The sequence below is a fragment of the Pseudomonas sp. B8(2017) genome (assembly GCF_002113575.1).
Classification (GTDB): Bacteria; Pseudomonadota; Gammaproteobacteria; order Pseudomonadales; family Pseudomonadaceae; genus Aquipseudomonas; species Aquipseudomonas putida_Z.
In genome coordinates this window covers 262,317-275,902 of sequence record NZ_NEIO01000001.1, presented here as the reverse complement: position 1 = coordinate 275,902, position 13,586 = coordinate 262,317, and the positions used below count along the sequence as shown (strand labels likewise).

Here is a 13,586-nt window from a genome sequence, read left to right as displayed (position 1 = left end):
CTTTCTATTCAGGTGCGAAGATCTTACCCGGATTCATGATGCCGTTAGGGTCGAACACGGCCTTTATTGCCTTCATGCAGGCGATTTCTTCGGGCGAGCGGCTGTAGCCCAGGTAGTCTCGCTTGGTCATGCCCACGCCGTGCTCGGCCGAGATCGAGCCGTTGTAGCGCTTGACGATATCGAACACCCACTTGTTGACCTTGGTGCACGAAGCGAAGAAGTCATCCTTGCTCATGTGCTCGGGCTTGAGGATGTTCAGGTGCAGGTTGCCGTCGCCGATGTGGCCGTACCACACCACTTCGTAATCCGGGTAATGTTCGGCCACGATGGCGTCGATATCGCGCAGGAACGCTGGCACTTTCGACACAGTGACGGAAATGTCGTTCTTGTATGGGGTCCAGTGCGAGATGGTTTCCGACAGGTACTCGCGCAGTTTCCACAGGTTTTTCAGCTGGGTCTCGCTCTGGCTCATCACCCCGTCCAGCACCCAGCCTTGCTCGACGCAGTGCTCGAAGGTGGCCAGGGCTTCGTTGGCCACCTCCTCGGTGCTGGCCTCGAATTCCAGCAGCGCATAGAACGGGCAGTCGGTCTCGAACGGCGCCGGCACATCGCCACGCGCCAGGATCTTGGCCAGGCCCTTGTCGGAAAAGAACTCGAAGGCGGTCAGGTCCAGCTTGCCCTGGAAGGCATGCAGCACCGGCATGATCGAGTCGAAATCCGGGGTCCCCAGCACCATCGCGGTGAGGTTGCGCGGCGCACGGTCCAGACGCATGGTGGCCTCGACCACGAAGCCCAGGGTACCTTCGGCACCGATGAACAGCTGGCGCAGGTCGTAGCCGGTGGCGTTCTTGATCAGGTCCTTGTTCAGCTCCAGCAGCTCACCCTTGCCGGTGACCACTTTCAAGCCGGCCACCCAGTTGCGGGTCATGCCGTAGCGAATCACCTTGATTCCGCCGGCATTGGTGCCGATATTGCCGCCAATCTGGCTGGAGCCGCTGGAGGCGAAGTCCACCGGGTAATACAGGCCCTGTTCTTCGGCGCAGGCCTGCAACTGGCGGGTAATCACCCCTGGCTGGCAGACCACGGTGCGGTCGAAGGCATTGAAGCCGAGAATCTGGTTCATGTAGTCGAAGGCGACCACCACTTCGCCATTGGCCGCCACGGCGCCTGCGGAAAGCCCGGTACGCCCGCCCGACGGCACCAGCGCCACCTTGTGCGTATTGGCCCAGCGCACGATCGCCTGCACCTGCTCCACCGTCTTGGGGAAGACGATCGCGCTGGGCGCCGGTGGGTAATGCTTGGTCCAGTCCTTGCCATAGGCCTCCAGGGAAGCTGCGTCGGTCAGGACCTTGCCAGGGTCGACAAGGGTCATCAGTTCATCAATAGCAGCGGGGTGGGTCATCGCTGGAACTCTCGACTTATTCATAGTCACCCTGAGCACTCTTCACCTGTCGGGATAAGCTCAGATTGTGTCGCGTATGCTAGCATAGCCCTCCCGCTGTTCATGCTAAGGCTGCCTTTGCGCCTGGCATCACCCTCGCCATTTTTTCTCCGGGATACAGGTTTACGCAGATGAGCAAGACTTCTCTCGACAAGAGCAAGATCCGGTTCCTTCTTCTTGAAGGTGTGCACCAGAACGCGGTCGATACCCTCAAGGCCGCCGGCTACACCAACATCGAATACCTCACTGGTTCGCTGCCGGAAGCCGAGCTGAAGGAAAAGATCGCCGATGCCCACTTCATCGGCATCCGTTCGCGCACCCAGCTGACCGAAGAGATCTTCGACTGCGCCAAGAAACTGGTCGCCGTTGGCTGCTTCTGCATCGGCACCAACCAGGTCGACCTGGAAGCTGCCCGCGAGCGCGGTATCGCCGTGTTCAACGCGCCATACTCCAACACCCGTTCGGTAGCCGAACTGGTACTGGCCGAAGCCATCCTGCTGCTGCGCGGCATCCCCGAGAAGAACGCTTCCTGCCACCGTGGCGGCTGGATCAAGAGCGCGGCCAACTCCTTCGAAATCCGCGGCAAGAAGCTGGGTATCGTCGGTTACGGCTCGATCGGCACCCAGCTGTCGGTCCTGGCCGAGAACATGGGCATGCAGGTGTATTTCTACGACCCGCTGACCAAGCTGCCACTGGGCAACGCCGTGCAGGTCACCAGCCTGCACGAGCTGCTGGGCCTGGCCGACATCGTTTCGCTGCACGTGCCTGAGCTGCCATCCACCCAGTGGATGATCGGCGAAAAGGAAATCCGCGCGATGAAGAAGGGCGCGATCCTGATCAACGCCGCACGCGGCACAGTGGTCGAGCTCGACCACCTGGCCGCCGCCATCAAGGACCAGCACCTGATCGGCGCCGCCATCGACGTGTTCCCGGTGGAGCCGCGCTCCAACGACGAGCAGTTCGAAAGCCCGCTGCGTGGCCTGGACAACGTGATCCTGACCCCGCACATCGGTGGTTCCACTGCCGAAGCCCAGGCCAACATCGGCCTGGAAGTGGCCGAGAAACTGGTCAAGTACAGCGACAACGGTACCTCGGTATCCTCGGTCAACTTCCCGGAAGTTGCCCTGCCGGCGCACCCAGGCAAGCACCGCCTGCTGCACATCCACGAAAACATCCCTGGCGTGCTCAGCGAGATCAACAAGGTCTTCGCCGAGAACGGCATCAACATCTCCGGTCAGTTCCTGCAGACCAACGAGAAAGTCGGTTACGTGGTGATCGACGTTGACGCCGAGTACTCCGACCTGGCGCAAGAGAAGCTGCAACAGGTCAAGGGCACCATCCGTTCCCGCGTCCTGTTCTAAGTTCGCTGGCGGCATGAAAAAGGGAGGCCCCGGTGGCCTCCCTTTTTTTTTGCCTGTGACATTGGTGTCGCTTGCTTCGCGGGCTTGCCCGCTCCCACAGGGTCCACACCAGCCTTGAAGCCAGTGGTGATCATGTGGGAGCGGGCGAGCCCGCGAAGAACCCGACACCTATTTCACGTCGACAGTAATCTTCTGCGACACGACGCTCGGCTTGAACGGCACGTGATACTGGTCACCCAGCACCAGCTGCAGGGTGTGCTTGCCCGGGGTCAGGGTAATGCTGGTTTCGGTCTGCGCCTTGCCGAAGTGCAGCACTTGCGGGCCATCCGGCAATGCGGTGCCGGCCTGTGGCATCAGGCTGGATGGCAGCGCCATGTCGGCCACCGGCTCTTTATCCACGTCCACCAGCAGGTGGTGGTGCCCGGTGTGCGGGGTGCTGTCGCCCGCAGGCTTGAGCGCCATGCCCTCGATGCCGAACTTGACGGTGAAGGTCTTGTCGACCGTCGCGCCATCGGCGGGGGAAACGATGAAGACCTTGGCATCCTTGGGCGGCTCCTGGCTCTTCAGGGCATCTGCAGCACTGGCGAACATTGACGCTCCCATCAACAGACCAGCAACGGCAGCACGCGAAAATAGGCTGTTCATTCACTTCTCCTGTGATTCACTTATTGACCGCCGCCAGTATTCCAGTGGCGGCGGTGGTTCACCTTAGTTGATATGTTTGCCCAGATGTTCACATCGTCAGGCAGAAATATTTCAATCCGGGTTAAACAATGCCGAGGCTTCAAGGTCATAGGCTGCGCTCGACCACGGCGAGGAAGAAAGCCGTGGCGAAGGTTATTCATCTGCCAAAGAGAAAGGGGCTTTAATGCGTTCGATCATCGGAGTAATGCTGGCGGTACTGATCACGCCATTGGCTCAGGCCGAGCTGATAGACGAAATTGCCGACCGGGGCGAACTGCGCATTGCCGTACAGGCCGACAACTCGCCGTACGCATTCAAGGAAAATGACCACCTGACCGGTTTCGAGATCGAGTTTGGCCAGGACCTGGCCAAGGAACTGGACCTGCGCGCCGAGTTCATCGAAGCCCCTGCGGCAGAGGTACTGCCCGGTGTCGAGAGTGGCAAGTACGACATCGCACTGACCCCGTCGAGCGAATCGCCCAAAGGTGACGGCCAGCTCGATGTGAGCCTGCCGTTTGGCGAGAAGCAGCTGGTGATCCCGTTCCAGAAGGACAACCCGGCGTTCGAGAGCGCGGTTAACAATGCACTGCAGCGGCTCAAGGAAAGCGGGCGGACTGCCGAGCTTGAGCAGAAGTGGTTCAAGGGTGTGCCTGAGACTGCGTCCGGGCAGTAAGCGCTTTATTGCCTGTACTGGCCTCTTCGCGGGCACGCCCGCTCCCACAGGTTAATCACAGGCCCGGGAGCAGGTGCTATCCCTGTGGGAGCGGGCGAGCCCGCGAAGAGGCCAGTACAGGTTCAAGCAGAAAACTCAATCAGAGCCTGCTGTGCCTCGGCCAGCTCCAGCTCGCTGAACACCAGCACCCCCGCCCGCCGCAGCAATGCCGTAGTCACTCCTTCCCCGGCCACCTTCACACCACTGAACGTGCCGTCATAGGTCAACCGGTTGCCACACGAAGGGCTTCCAGCCTTCAGCACGGCCACACGAATGCCATGCCGGTGCACCAGCTCCAGCGCCCGCTGCGCCCCGGCCAGGAACTCGGCGCTGACATCCTCGCCCGCCACCGTCAGCACCTGCGCGCCACCGTCGAGCACCTCCCCGCCCTGCCCGCCCGGTATCTCTGCAGGCGGCCGTGGGGTCGGCAAGCCACCCGCCACTTCCGGGCACAACGGCACCACGCGCCCTTCGGCCTGCCAGCGCTGCAACAGGTCGGGGTGGCCACTGGCGCGGCCGTCATAGCGCACCGGCTGCCCCAGCAGGCAGGCGCTGACCAGCACCTTGGGCAGGTCAGAAGGGGTCATTGCCACGGCGCCGGAACCAGCCGGTCAACGAAAGCCGCTCACGCCCTGCCGGCAGCACCTCATGGGGCACCTCGCCCGACAGGAACACCACCAGGCAGCCCGCCACCGGCTCGACATCATGCTCGACACCGTCCGCCAGGAACATGCGCAACTGGCCACCGTCCTGCGGCTGCCAGCCTTCATTCAGGTACAGGACTGCCGACACCATGCGCCGGTCATCATCGCGGAAGCGGTCCAGGTGCCGGCGATAAAACGCCCCTGGCGGGTACAAGGCAAAATGGCATTCGAAGTCTTCCAGGCCGAGGAACAGGCCCTGGTTGATGGCCTGGCGCAGCTGGTCCATGGCGCTCAGGTACTGGTCGCAGGCCTCGGCCTGGCCAGGGTCGATCCACTGGATCTGGTCGCCGCGAATGGCCTCGCGCACCTCCTGGGCAGCACCGCGCCCAACCCCTGCAGGGTTGAGTTCGCCTTCGGCATCACGGCGCCGGCACTCGGCCGCGAGCGCGCGCACCAGGTCGGCAGGCAGAAAAAGCGCCTGCTGGGACCAGCCATGGGTGACCAGATCGTCGACGACGGCCGCAAGCATCGGGTGTTCAGGGGAGATGTGCATGGCGCGCATCATATCCATTAGCCATGCCGGCGCACAGCGCCACTTGGCCGAGAAGCACGCGGATATCTCGACAAACCGGCGCCCGGCCACGGACAATAGCCACCTGCCGACAGGAGTCCTGAATGCGCCGTCTGTTTTCCCTGATTCTGCTGATGATCTGCACCGTGCCTGTCTGGGCAGACAACCTGGATCAACTGTACAAGGCCGCCGGCTGGCCCGACCAGCGCGCCCATTTCAATGATGCCCTGACCGCCGCCCAGGAACGCTACCGCAACAGTTTGCCACCCGCCGTGTACCAGGCGCTGGTAAACAACAGCAACCAGCGCTTCCAGGCCCAGGCGGTGGACCGTCGCGCCCAGGCGCAGCTGCGCGCAACCTTGGCCAACCCGGCACCGGCGCTGGCCTTCTTCCGGTCGCCGCTGGGGCGCAAGGTGGTGGCTGCGGAGCTCAAGGCCACCCGCAAGGACGAACTGGCCAGGAATGCCAAGGGCTTGCCGAAGATCCAGGCCAGCGATGACCGCCTGCTAATAATCGGCCACCTGGCCCAGGCCCTGCCGGCGCGCGAAGCCGGCGCCGAAGTGAGCCTGGCCATCGCCGGCGTGGCGGCCGACAGCCTCAGCTCGATGATCCCCGGCCTGTTCGGCGGCGGTCAGGCCCAGAACCTGCTCGACGGCCAGCGCCAGCGCCTGATGGGCCAGATCGGCGAAGACCTCAACAACACCCTGCTGTATGTCTATCGCGACCTGTCCGATGCCGAGCTGGAAGAGTTCGCCACCTTTGCCGAGTCGCCAGACGGCAAGGCTTACTACCAGGCCGCCCTGGCCGCAGTTCGCGCAGGCCTGGCGGTTGGCCAGAGCAGCAGCGACCTGAAGTGATCAGCCCAGGCGCTGATCGATGAAGTCGAAGTAGCGCTGGCGAATGCCCGGCAGCTCGTTGGCCAGGTGGTGACGGGCCTCGGGCAGCATCAGAATCTGCGGCTCGGCAAACTTGGCCTTGAGCACTTCGAGGTTGTAGGGCCAGTCCACTGTGCCATCCGCCTCTCCTTGCACGATCAACGGCCGCCGCGTGCTGCGCGGCGCGGCCTCGATGCGTTTGACCCAGGCAATCAAGGCACCCACCCAGGCCGTTGGCAGACGGCGCGGTTGCAGCGGGTCGGCTTCGAGGAACGGCAGGAAGGTCGGGTCATTGGTGTTCTCGCTGAAGCGCCGCTCGATGCCATTCACGAAGTGACGCAACACGCGATAGCTCAGCTTCGACCAGCGCCAGGCACAGGGCCGCACCAGCGGCGCCAACAGGATGACCTGGCCATCGATGGGGCTGCGCGCGCCCTGGTACAACAGGTGGTCCACAGCGATGGCGCCACCGGTGCTTTGCCCGCACAGGTGCCAGGGGCGCGGCAGTTGCAGCGTGCGCGCCTGTTCGAACAAAGCCTCCAGCACTTGCTGGTAAACCGCGAAATCACTGATGCTGGCCCGCTCGCCGCTGGACAGGCCATGGCCGGGCAGGTCGCAACTGATCACGGCGAAACCCTGTTTGAGCGCCCAATCGATCACATGCCGGTAGAGGCCCATATGGTCGTAATAGCCGTGCAGCAGGAACAGCGTCGCGCTCGGCTGCTCGGGTAGCCAGGCCTGCCCGACCAGCTCGAAGCCTGCGGCCTGGAAGCCGCCCAGCCAGCTGCGGGCCGACAGGTTCAGGCCATAGAAGCGCTGGTAGTCCTGCGCCTGCGCCGACAACGGCTGGCGAGCGGTCAACGGCGCCAGGCTGGTGCGCAGGAGGTCGGGGTGAAAGGCAGCGGGCATCGGGTACATCCACAGTGAAGCAAGTATTGATCTGGGATATTCAGCTCTGGCCCGCGCCATGGCAAGCTTGCTCACCATCGAACATCAACCACCGATCCCCTGTAGGAGCGGCCTTGTGTCGCGATAGGGCCGCACAGCGGCCCCGGCAATCTCAGCGTGGGGCACAAATCCTGGGGGCGCTTCGCACCCCATCGCGACGCAAGGCCGCTCCTACAGGGGGCCGCGGAAACTTCATGAAGACTCGGATCATCAAACCGCTGTGCACGGCAATCGCCCTTCTGGTCGGCGTGGCCATCCTCTGGCAGGCCTACACCACCTTCCAGGCCCGCTACCTGCGCCCGTTCGACAACCAGGCCACGCTGTTCGACGGCAGCCAGCTGCAGTTGCCCCCCGAGCTGGCCGGCCCCGGCCCGATCCGGGTAGTGCATTTCTGGGACCCTGCCTGCCCGTGCAACGTCGGCAACCAGCAGCATCTGGGCGACCTGGTCAACCAGTTCGCCAGCCAGGGCGTGACCTTCCACGTGCTGCAAAAGCCCGACAGCCACGGCCAGCTGCCCGCCAACCTCACCGCCCTCAAGCCACTCGCCAGCGTGCCCGGCAGCGAACACCTGCCCGCCTCCCCGGCCGTGGCCATCTGGGACCGGCAAGGCCACCTGGCCTACTTCGGCCCCTACAGCGAAGGCGCCGTGTGCAATGCCAGCAACAGCTTTGTGGAACCCATCATCGAGGCCTTGCTTGAAGACCGGCCGGTGCAGGCCAGCAATACCTTGGCCATAGGGTGTTACTGCCCCTGGTAGTTAGTGGCTACCCGATAGATATCTACAGCTTCAGCCTGAGGGAGTATTTTTATCGTAGCGACATACAGATCAATGGAGAAACTGTATGTCACAAGGTTCCACCGAGCTTCCCAACAGCTATGTAGACAGCACCCGTCTTCCCGTCGGCCCTCAACTTTGGGGCACCCATCCCGGTGCATCGTTTCAACTGGTATCCGTTTTCGAGCCTGGGCGCCTGGATATCGACCTGATCGTACAGACCGAAAACGGCAAGTTAGCCGTTCACAAGGCGCATGAGCAGCGCCTCGCCACGCTACAGCAAGACCTCGACCAGGCCTTACGTGATCAAGCGGGCTCGCTGAGTGGTCTTGGCGAAATCCAGGCGACAGAACGCACCATCGCTGCCATCAATGAGCTTCAGGCATTGTTCGCTACACGCCTGCAAGCAACGCGTGATCAGGCTTACAGCTTCTTCGGCGGTGACCCGGTAAATCGCAACCTTCATGAATTCCTGGCCGTAGCCCGAAAACCAAACGCTCCAGCAGACCCTCAGCAAGCGTGGCTCGACTCTTACCGAGCGGCGTTCGACGTGAAGTACCTGGAGCAGGTAAGCGGCGAGTTGGCCCAACGCCAACAACAGCTGCAGAGCACCTTGTCCACTCTCAGGATGAGGGAAAGTCATGATCAGGATATTGACCGGACGCTCCAACAGTACCATCAGGCCCTTGCTCAACTGGGCACAGCCAGCCAGGCGTTCCTGCAAGCCAGCAGCGCGTTGAAAGCGATGCTGACGGCCTTCGAGCGCCATCAGCAAGAAAGCGTTGCCCCGCAAGCAGCACTCGAACATAGCCGCGAGCTAGAACGGGAAACGTCCGACCTGCTCAAGGCGCGCGAGCAGCTTGCCTCGACCTACTCCAGCATGAACCTGAGTCAAGGCCACTTGGCGTCGCAAGCTACCTGGATCGATTCCGCGCTCCAGTACCACGCGCCAGAAGGTTCCGCAGACCGCAAAGCGGCATTGCTAAACGTGCAGGCACAGCTACAAGCCCAAATTGCCGCCCATACCCGGACATCGCCCGCTGAAAGTACGGAGGTGATGCGGTTACTGGCACAAACAGACAACACCGTCGCCACCGTTTTCGACGAGCAGACTTCGCTGGCCGTCTTGTCTGGCCGTACTCCTGGCAATACACCTGTAACGTTCAACGCCTGGGTAGCCAGTATCCACCACCCGCTGATCCTGGCGACCTCACGCGGTGGCATAGCCCATTTCGAACCGATCTGGCTCGACTTTGGCGAAGCACTCGGCAAAGCCGCCCAACGTCTGCTCACCGGTGGGCTCCTGGCGGTCGCCAGGTATGTTCCTCTGATGCTGTATTCAGCTCGTCTGGGCGATGGTGAGCGCATGGGGGTGACCGTCCCGCTCGCCCTGATGAGTCCCGGCGCGGACCTTACCCTCGAAGCAAACCGCAAAGCTGGTCAGACGCTTGAGCTGCCCTTGCGGATGGACGCTGTCCCTCAGGGCATGCAGACCGAAGTGTACTTGGCGGCCACGGATGGCAGCGCCCTTCTGCGCGACGTGCGCGTACGCCAGGCACAGTGGGACGCAGCCCAAGGCGCGTACAGATTTACCGCCGAAGGCCCAGGTGGCGCAACGCTGCTTTGGCACCCGGCGACGCCGCCCTCGACGCTGTCCGCCACCGGCGAGAACGGTACCGTCACCCCTGGTTCCCCTATCGTCGAGGATCTGCAGAAGCACCTTCCGGGCGCTATCATCGTCCCGCCGGAACCGGATATCCGTACGCTCCCTGAACTGCCCGAACTGCAGATCGACGACTACGTCATCATCTTCCCGGCAGACTCGGGGCTGGCGCCGATTTATGTGATGTTGCGCAACCCGCGGAACCTTCCGGGGGTTGCCAGTGGCAATGGCGTTGTTACACCTGACAGGGTTCTGGATGCAGCCACTACTGCGGCGGGCGCGCCGATTCCAGCAAAGATTGCGGAAAGGCTCAGGGGGCGGAGGTTTGCCAGATTCGATAGGCTAAAGGAGGCAATCTGGATGGAGATTGCGACAGATGAGGTATTCAGTCGCCACATCATGCCCGCAATCCTCGACGACATGCGTAGAGGGCTAGCGCCATTCGCCAAGCGCGACCAGCGAGTAGGAAAGCGAGTCAAGTTAGAGATTCACCACAAGCACGAAATTGCAAAGGGTGGCGCAGTGTACGACTTCGATAATCTCGTGTTCATGACTCCCCAAGTCCACATAAACCATCACAGAGGCAACAATCAATGATGTTGAAACAGAGTTTGACGGAGTACACAGAGCCTGAGTTTCTCGCATTGGTGTCGGATCTATATGCGGATCGGACGGGCCTCAAGGGTGCTGAGCTGGAAAAGCACCGGATTGATATTGTTCTTCTTTTCGAGAAGTTGACCGAGCACCCTGACGGGTCAGACGTGATCTATTACCCCCCAGATGGCGCAGATGTCAGCCCGCAAGGCGTCGTCAACCGCATTAAAGAATGGCGCGCCGCCAACGGCAAACCTGGCTTCAAACCTGCCTGACCCAACGCCCTGCGGCCAACACCGCAGGGCTTTTTCATATCAACCACGCACCCGCGCAGGGTTGCCCACCACCACCGCCCCAGCCGGCACATCCCGAGTCACCACACTACCGGCACCCACCACGGCGTTATCGCCAATGGTCACCCCCGGCAGGATGATCGCCGCGCCGCCAATCCACACGTTGTTGCCGATGCTCACCGGCCGGCCACTCTCCAGCCCAGTGCGACGCACCTCGGGGTCGAGCGGGTGGTCGGCGGTATAGATCTGCACGTTGGGGCCGATCTGGCAGTCATCACCGATACGCACCGGCAGCACATCGAGGATCACGCAGTTGAAATTCATGAAGGTATTGCGGCCGACGCTGATGTTGTAGCCATAGTCGCAATAGAACGGCGGGCGGATCACCGCGCCTTCGCCGGCCTGGCCAAAGTGCTCTACCAGGAGCCCATGACGTGCGTCGTTGAGCAATTCGACACTGCTGTTGTAGCGGTGCATCCAGTGCTTGTTGGCGATCTGCTCGGCCTGCAGCTCGGGGCAGCCAGCGTGATAGAGCTGGCCTGTAAGCATTTTCTGTTTTTCGCTGAGGGACATGGAAACTCCTTCCTGGGGCTATGCTCTGTTCGCGAATCCGCCGATCATCGGACCACATTTTTCGCTTGAACGCACAAGGAGCCTGCATGAAGCGCAGCCTGACCCTGTTGGCCGTGGTGGTTGCCGTGGCCGCCGGCGCCGGATACTGGTACGTGCAGGGCAAGCTGCCGCAACGCGAGGGCGAGGTGGCCATCGCCGGCCTGCAGGCGCCGGTCAGCGTGCGCTACGATGCCCGCGGCGTGCCGCACCTGCAGGCGCAGAGCGAGCCAGACCTGTACCGTGCCCTCGGTTACGTGCATGCCCAGGACCGGCTGTTCCAGATGGAGATCCTGCGCCGCCTGGCCCGGGGTGAGCTGGCCGAGGTGCTGGGCGACAAGCTGCTGCCCACCGACACCCTGTTCCGCAGCCTGCGCATTCGCGAACAGGCAGCACTGATGGCCAAGCGTCAGGACCGGCAATCGCCCGCCTGGCAAGCCCTGCAAGCCTACCTCGACGGGGTGAACAGCTGGCAGGCCAGCCACCCCAAGCCCATGGAATTCGACCTGCTCGGCATTACCCCACGCCCGTTCAGTGCCGAAGACACCCTGAGCATCGCTGGCTACCTCGCCTACAGCTTTGCCGCCGCGTTTCGCACCGAGCCCGCGCTGACCTACATCCGCGACCAGCTGGGCCCTGAGTACCTGAACATCTTCGATCTCGCCTGGCAGCCCGAGGGCGCCTTGGGTACACCGCTGGCCGCTGCCGACTGGCAAAGCCTGGACGCCCTCGCCCGCCTCAGCCATGACGCGCTGGGCGATGCGGGCATCCCGCAATTCGAGGGCAGCAACGCCTGGGCCGTGGCCGGCAGCCGCACCCGCAGCGGCAGGCCGCTGCTGGCCGGCGACCCGCACATCGGTTTTGCGGTGCCGGCGGTGTGGTACGAGGCCGAGCTGTCGGCGCCGGGCTTCAACCTGTATGGCTACTTCCAGGCGCTCAACCCGTTCGCCCTGCTCGGCCACAACCGCGACTTCGGCTGGAGCCTGACCATGTTCCAGAACGATGACGTCGACCTGATCGCCGAGCGCACCAACCCGGCCGACCCCAACCAGGTGATGGTCGATGGCAAATGGCAGGCGCTGGAAAAGACCGAGCAACAGATTGCCGTCAAAGGCGAAGCACCGGTTACCCTCAGCCTGCGCCGCTCGCCCCATGGCCCGATCGTCAACGACGTGCTGGGCGCTACTGCCGGGCCCACGCCAATCGCCATGTGGTGGGCGTTCCTGGAGACCGAAAACCCGATCCTCGACGGTTTCTACCAGCTCAACCGCGCTGACACCCTGGGCAAGATGCGCGAGGCCGCGGCCAAGGTGCATGCGCCGGGGCTGAACCTGGTGTGGGCCAATGCCCGTGGCGATATCGGCTGGTGGGCGGCGGCGCAGTTGCCGATCCGCCCCGACGGCGTCGACCCCGCGTTCATCCTTGACGGTGCCAGTGCGCAGGCCGACAAGCTCGGCTTCTATCCCTTCAGCGTCAACCCGCAGCAGGAGAACCCGGCGCGCGGCTACATTGTCTCGGCCAACTACCAGCCTCCGGCGGCGGTGCCGATACCCGGTTACTACAACCTGCCGGACCGAGGCCGCCAGCTCGACCGCCACCTGGCCAACCCCGAGGTGAAGTGGGATATCCAAAACAGCCAGGCGCTGCAGCTGGACACTGCCAGCGACCATGGCCCGCGCACCCTTGCACCACTGCTGGCAACGCTGCGCGCAGTGGCCGAAGGTGACGAAGAGAAGGAACTGGTCGAGCAACTGGCAGCCTGGAGCGGCGACTACCCGCTCGACTCGACCAGTGCCACGCTGTTCAACCAGTTCCTCTACGAGCTGGCATTCGCGGCCCTGCACGACGAGCTGGGCGACACCTGGTTCCCGGTACTTATCAGCACCCGCGCCATCGACGCAGCCCTGCCGCGCCTGGCGGCGGATGCCGATTCGCCGTGGTGGAACACCCGCGGAGCCAACCAGCGCACCGACCGTACCGCCGTGGTGCGCACGGCGTGGCAGAACAGCTTGAAGCACCTGCGGGAGACCCTGGGCAGTGACCCGGCCAGCTGGCAGTGGGGCAAGGCCCATACCCTGACCCACAACCACCCGCTGGGGGTTAAAAAGCCGCTGAACCTGCTGTTCAACGTCGGCCCGTTCGCCGCACCGGGCACCCATGAAGTGCCGAACAACCTCTCGGCGAAGATCGGCCCGGCGCCATGGCCGGTGACCTATGGGCCGTCGACACGGCGGCTGGTCGACTTTGCCGATGCCGGGCAGGCGCTGACCACCAACCCGGTCGGGCAGAGTGGCGTGCCGTTCGACAGGCATTTTGCGGATCAGGCCGAAGGGTATGTGCAGGGGCAGTACCAGAAGGCGCAGATGGGGGTGATTCCGGCGCAGAGTACCTTGCGTCTGGTGCCAGCACCGTAGG

The 13,586-nt window shown here is 63.1% G+C and carries 13 protein-coding genes; 7 read left to right on the top strand and 6 right to left on the bottom strand.

The genetic code is table 11. The annotated features are described in order from the left end of the window. Window positions 1-4 precede the first annotated feature (4 nt). The gene (locus tag CAG22_RS01320) at window positions 5-1,402 is read right to left on the bottom strand and encodes an FAD-binding oxidoreductase (RefSeq protein ID WP_085704102.1); all 1,398 of its coding nucleotides are present in this window, start codon (window positions 1,400-1,402) and stop codon (window positions 5-7) included. Between the two features lie 170 nt (window positions 1,403-1,572). Between CAG22_RS01320 and serA the strand changes: the two genes are divergently transcribed. Next, entirely contained in the window at window positions 1,573-2,802 is a 1,230-nt protein-coding gene (gene serA / locus CAG22_RS01315) for a phosphoglycerate dehydrogenase (RefSeq protein WP_003258542.1), read from the top strand. A gap of 168 nt (window positions 2,803-2,970) precedes the next feature. On the opposite strand, the gene CAG22_RS01310 is transcribed toward serA, so the two are convergent. Continuing rightward, window positions 2,971-3,447 (bottom strand): DUF4399 domain-containing protein, encoded by a 477-nt coding sequence (locus CAG22_RS01310; protein WP_025341008.1) that lies wholly within the window; start codon window positions 3,445-3,447, stop codon window positions 2,971-2,973. Window positions 3,448-3,670: 223 nt separating this feature from the next. Here CAG22_RS01310 and CAG22_RS01305 point away from each other — a divergent pair, with 223 nt between their 5' ends. Further along, complete coding sequence (locus CAG22_RS01305) at window positions 3,671-4,159, top strand: ABC transporter substrate-binding protein (RefSeq protein ID WP_085704099.1); 489 nt, start codon at window positions 3,671-3,673, stop codon at window positions 4,157-4,159. Between the two features lie 122 nt (window positions 4,160-4,281). Here CAG22_RS01305 and CAG22_RS01300 read toward each other — a convergent pair whose 3' ends face one another. Together CAG22_RS01300 and CAG22_RS01295 are read right to left on the bottom strand one after the other, a co-directional pair. Beyond that, complete coding sequence (locus CAG22_RS01300; protein WP_085704096.1) at window positions 4,282-4,785, bottom strand: DUF523 domain-containing protein; 504 nt, start codon at window positions 4,783-4,785, stop codon at window positions 4,282-4,284. Further along, window positions 4,772-5,404, bottom strand: a complete 633-nt coding sequence (locus tag CAG22_RS01295) for a 2OG-Fe(II) oxygenase (protein WP_084785356.1) — start codon at window positions 5,402-5,404, stop codon at window positions 4,772-4,774. Before CAG22_RS01295 ends, CAG22_RS01300 begins: the two co-directional genes overlap by 14 nt. A gap of 113 nt (window positions 5,405-5,517) precedes the next feature. On the opposite strand from CAG22_RS01295, the gene CAG22_RS01290 reads away from it, so the two are divergent. Continuing rightward, the gene (locus CAG22_RS01290; protein WP_003258544.1) at window positions 5,518-6,270 is read left to right on the top strand and encodes a DUF2059 domain-containing protein; all 753 of its coding nucleotides are present in this window, start codon (window positions 5,518-5,520) and stop codon (window positions 6,268-6,270) included. Here CAG22_RS01290 and CAG22_RS01285 read toward each other — a convergent pair whose 3' ends face one another. Further along, window positions 6,271-7,197, bottom strand: a complete 927-nt coding sequence (locus CAG22_RS01285) for an alpha/beta hydrolase (RefSeq protein WP_084785297.1) — start codon at window positions 7,195-7,197, stop codon at window positions 6,271-6,273. A gap of 233 nt (window positions 7,198-7,430) precedes the next feature. On the opposite strand from CAG22_RS01285, the gene CAG22_RS01280 reads away from it, so the two are divergent. The 3 genes from CAG22_RS01280 (at window position 7,431) to CAG22_RS01270 (ending at window position 10,544) form a co-directional block, all read left to right on the top strand. Beyond that, on the top strand, window positions 7,431-7,994 hold the full coding sequence (locus CAG22_RS01280; RefSeq protein ID WP_085704093.1) for a DUF6436 domain-containing protein: 564 nt from the start codon (window positions 7,431-7,433) through the stop codon (window positions 7,992-7,994). An 85-nt stretch (window positions 7,995-8,079) separates the two neighbouring features. Continuing rightward, window positions 8,080-10,272 carry an S-type pyocin domain-containing protein gene (locus CAG22_RS01275; RefSeq protein WP_085704090.1) on the top strand — a complete coding sequence of 731 codons (2,193 nt, stop codon included), beginning with the start codon at window positions 8,080-8,082 and terminating at the stop codon, window positions 10,270-10,272. Further along, a complete protein-coding gene (locus CAG22_RS01270; RefSeq protein WP_085704087.1) occupies window positions 10,269-10,544 on the top strand; it encodes a bacteriocin immunity protein in 276 nt (91 codons plus the stop codon). Before CAG22_RS01275 ends, CAG22_RS01270 begins: the two co-directional genes overlap by 4 nt. Window positions 10,545-10,583: 39 nt before the next feature. Here CAG22_RS01270 and CAG22_RS01265 read toward each other — a convergent pair whose 3' ends face one another. Next, the gene (locus CAG22_RS01265; protein WP_085704084.1) at window positions 10,584-11,135 is read right to left on the bottom strand and encodes a sugar O-acetyltransferase; all 552 of its coding nucleotides are present in this window, start codon (window positions 11,133-11,135) and stop codon (window positions 10,584-10,586) included. 86 nt (window positions 11,136-11,221) lie between these two features. Between CAG22_RS01265 and CAG22_RS01260 the strand changes: the two genes are divergently transcribed. Then, window positions 11,222-13,585 carry a penicillin acylase family protein gene (locus CAG22_RS01260; protein ID WP_085704081.1) on the top strand — a complete coding sequence of 788 codons (2,364 nt, stop codon included), beginning with the start codon at window positions 11,222-11,224 and terminating at the stop codon, window positions 13,583-13,585. The last annotated feature ends 1 nt before the right edge of the window (window position 13,586 follow it).